The sequence below is a fragment of the Paraglaciecola sp. 25GB23A genome, assembly GCF_040012495.1.
Taxonomy (GTDB): domain Bacteria; phylum Pseudomonadota; class Gammaproteobacteria; order Enterobacterales; family Alteromonadaceae; genus Paraglaciecola.
This window is the reverse complement of record NZ_JBDYKM010000062.1, coordinates 1-2,659: the sequence shown is the minus strand read 5'-3', so window position 1 is coordinate 2,659 and position 2,659 is coordinate 1. Positions and strand designations below refer to the sequence as shown.

5 protein-coding genes are annotated in these 2,659 nt (G+C 38.1%); all 5 read left to right on the top strand.

Annotated elements, in window-relative coordinates:
- Positions 1-131: 131 nt before the first annotated feature.
- The 5 genes from ABKW31_RS22735 (at position 132) to ABKW31_RS22715 (ending at position 2,493) form a co-directional block, all read left to right on the top strand.
- A complete protein-coding gene (locus tag ABKW31_RS22735) occupies positions 132-383 on the top strand; it encodes a hypothetical protein (RefSeq protein ID WP_348619003.1) in 252 nt (83 codons plus the stop codon).
- A 454-nt stretch (positions 384-837) separates the two neighbouring features.
- Positions 838-1,143 carry a hypothetical protein gene (locus ABKW31_RS22730; protein WP_348619002.1) on the top strand — a complete coding sequence of 102 codons (306 nt, stop codon included), beginning with the start codon at positions 838-840 and terminating at the stop codon, positions 1,141-1,143.
- A gap of 93 nt (positions 1,144-1,236) precedes the next feature.
- On the top strand, positions 1,237-1,665 hold the full coding sequence (locus tag ABKW31_RS22725) for a hypothetical protein (protein ID WP_348619001.1): 429 nt from the start codon (positions 1,237-1,239) through the stop codon (positions 1,663-1,665).
- 75 nt (positions 1,666-1,740) lie between these two features.
- Positions 1,741-2,100, top strand: a complete 360-nt coding sequence (locus ABKW31_RS22720) for a hypothetical protein (RefSeq protein ID WP_348619000.1) — start codon at positions 1,741-1,743, stop codon at positions 2,098-2,100.
- 81 nt (positions 2,101-2,181) lie between these two features.
- Positions 2,182-2,493: a hypothetical protein gene (locus tag ABKW31_RS22715; protein ID WP_348618999.1), complete on the top strand. Its 312-nt coding sequence runs from the start codon at positions 2,182-2,184 to the stop codon at positions 2,491-2,493.
- Positions 2,494-2,659 lie beyond the last annotated feature (166 nt).

Sequence of the window (2,659 nt, the reverse complement as noted above, 5' to 3'; positions counted from 1 at the left end):
GTAGCTCTACCAATCTATTTTTTGTTGGTATGGTTGTTTTAATAATGCAGCATAACAAGCCAAGTCAGCGGGAATTTTACTCGCTGAAAAACACTCATAAAATCCCCTGCTTGGGGCGTTAGGGCTTAAGTATGGTTTTTCTGGTTCTTGATAAACATGCATTTGAAGAAGCTCTTAAAATACGCAATGTAGCGCTTTGGGTTGGTAGCAATTTATTAACCAAGTTAAATCATGGAGAAATGGTTGCAAATGGAATGAATGTGACTAGATTCAATTATCCAATAAACCCTTTAAACCAATTAGAAATAGATGATGCGCTGGAAACAATCAAAGAACATCATCCCTCTGAAAATATATGGGTACAATATGCCAATAAGCCCTAACAAGGCGCGTCACAAGGAAAACCACTCGCTGGCCTTCGGCCAAAGCGCTCCTGTTTTCCTGTGCGCTTGGCGTTATAGCGCTTTGGCCTTACAACTTGTTGGTCAGTATCGGTAGTAAGTTTTAGGTTCAAAATGTTGTGGTTAGCTAGTGCTCTTTTGGGCAATCGTTCGTTTCTTTTCTTAATCCAACAACCTTTATAAACTTCCAGCGCTTTTATCCAAAACTGTCCAACCTAACATGCAAAAATCACTTGTTGTTTTTATGAAGGTTGGTTTAGTCTACGGGTAATATTTTTAATCGTGTTGTTGTGCAAGCAGGGCAGGCGGCAAGCCGCGATAGTTCATCTGGTTGGCGCAATAACAAACAAAGGCACCGGAAAATTACTCGCTGGGCTTCGCCCAAAAGCGCTCGCATTTTCCGTTGCTTTGGACGTTATGTTGCTGGAGAATATTTTTGATTCCTGAAAATCTGCCAATTGAAATGTCATTTTCAGAAGTTGAATTGTTTGATGATCTAGATACGAGAGTCTCGGCCATAGGATGTTTGTTTGCTAACATTATTGGTGTTAATGATGATTTTATTGAGTTTTGTCCAAACGAAACACCTACGACTCAAGAAGAATATTTAGCGTGGGTTTGGGTCATTAAACCGAGTTTAGGATCTGAAATTTTATCAGGGAATTACGTTGAACTTAATAATCTTATTGAACACTATCAGTCAAATCAAATGGATAAATGGTTTGAATATATCGCAACATAACAAGGCGCGTCACTCAGAAAACCACTCGCTGGCCTTCGGCCTAAGCACTCGTGTTTTCTGGTGCGCTTGGCGTTATACGCCATGGGGATGACAATGAAATTTTGCGGTTTATTTCTATTACTTTTCTCTTTGCAAACCTTTGCTCATAAAGATGTGATCATACGAGTTCAATCGGAAAAATTAATTGGATTACCAACTGAGTATTCACCTACAAATTATGACAAAAAACATTTGAAACTTCGTATTGGTGAAATGAAACTGGAGTTTCCAGAGTGTATGAAACCTTATTTATTACCAATGTTCCAAAGTAATTTGAAAATATCTTCTTCTTGGTATCATGATTTATCTTCAATCCCTAAGTATATTACCTTTAAAAATTTAGAGTCCGAGACAGATTCACTTATTTTAAACCTAGATACGTTGGAGCCAATAATTACCTTTTCCAGTTATGGAAATACAGAAGAGCAGAAAGCGTGCATTTCTAATTTTATAATACAAAGGGTTAGTGAAAATGGCGTATAACAAACAAATTATGGCTGGGACGCGCAAACAACGCGCGCCCCATATTTGAAGCGTTAGTTTACTAGGAGATATCAGATGAGCATGGATGTAGCGATTTGGGTTACTTGCTTAGTATCAGTTCCAGCAGATTTGCCTGAATCAAATAACTGGAATACAGAGAATTGGGAGGATTTTGTTTCGTATGTATATCCAAGCCCTAATATGGATTGGCAACTTATTCTAGAAAAATTAGATGATACGGAATCACCGACTGAACAAGCATTGACATTAATCCCCGATATTAAGCATGGTTATGTACTTTCACTTGAGCCAATCGGTGCAGATGAGCTTGGTTACAAAATGTTAGATGAATCCATACAATTTCTAGCTAATAAGTGTGGTGGAGCGGTTGTTGAAGGTCCAGCAGGAGTTCAAAAAGTTGCACCTAAACCGTAAACTAACAAGTCAAGTCTGTGGGACTTTTACTCGCTGCGCTCCTAAAAGCCCCAGCTTGAAGCGTTATTTTCTAGGAAGGAAATGAAGATTCATCGGATTGCATTAGGCTGGTTATTTGTTGTTATTGGAACACTGTTGTTCTTAGTTTTGGGAATGACCTTTGTTAACAATATTGGAACTTTAGGCTTTGGGCGCAGTTTGATTTCCATCGTATTTATTGTTAGCTTTTTCTTAATGTCATTTTCTGGCTATGGGTTGCTACGTAATAAAATGTGGGCATATTTGCCAGCGCAGATTGCTGCCTACATCAATATTGTTAATTTCCCAATTGGTACTGTTCTAGCTATTTATTACATTTGGTTTTATCGCTCGTATGTTAAAAATCGAACATAACAAACCAATTTTGTTCAGCCAGCAAGCTGGCTTGGGAAAATTACTCGCCGCCACTTCGTGGCAAAACACTCGTAATTTCCCCAAATTGGAGCGTTAGCTGCAAAACGTAATATCTGCAACTATGGTGAAATTTATGAATATTAATAATATTTTTATATCTAAAAAG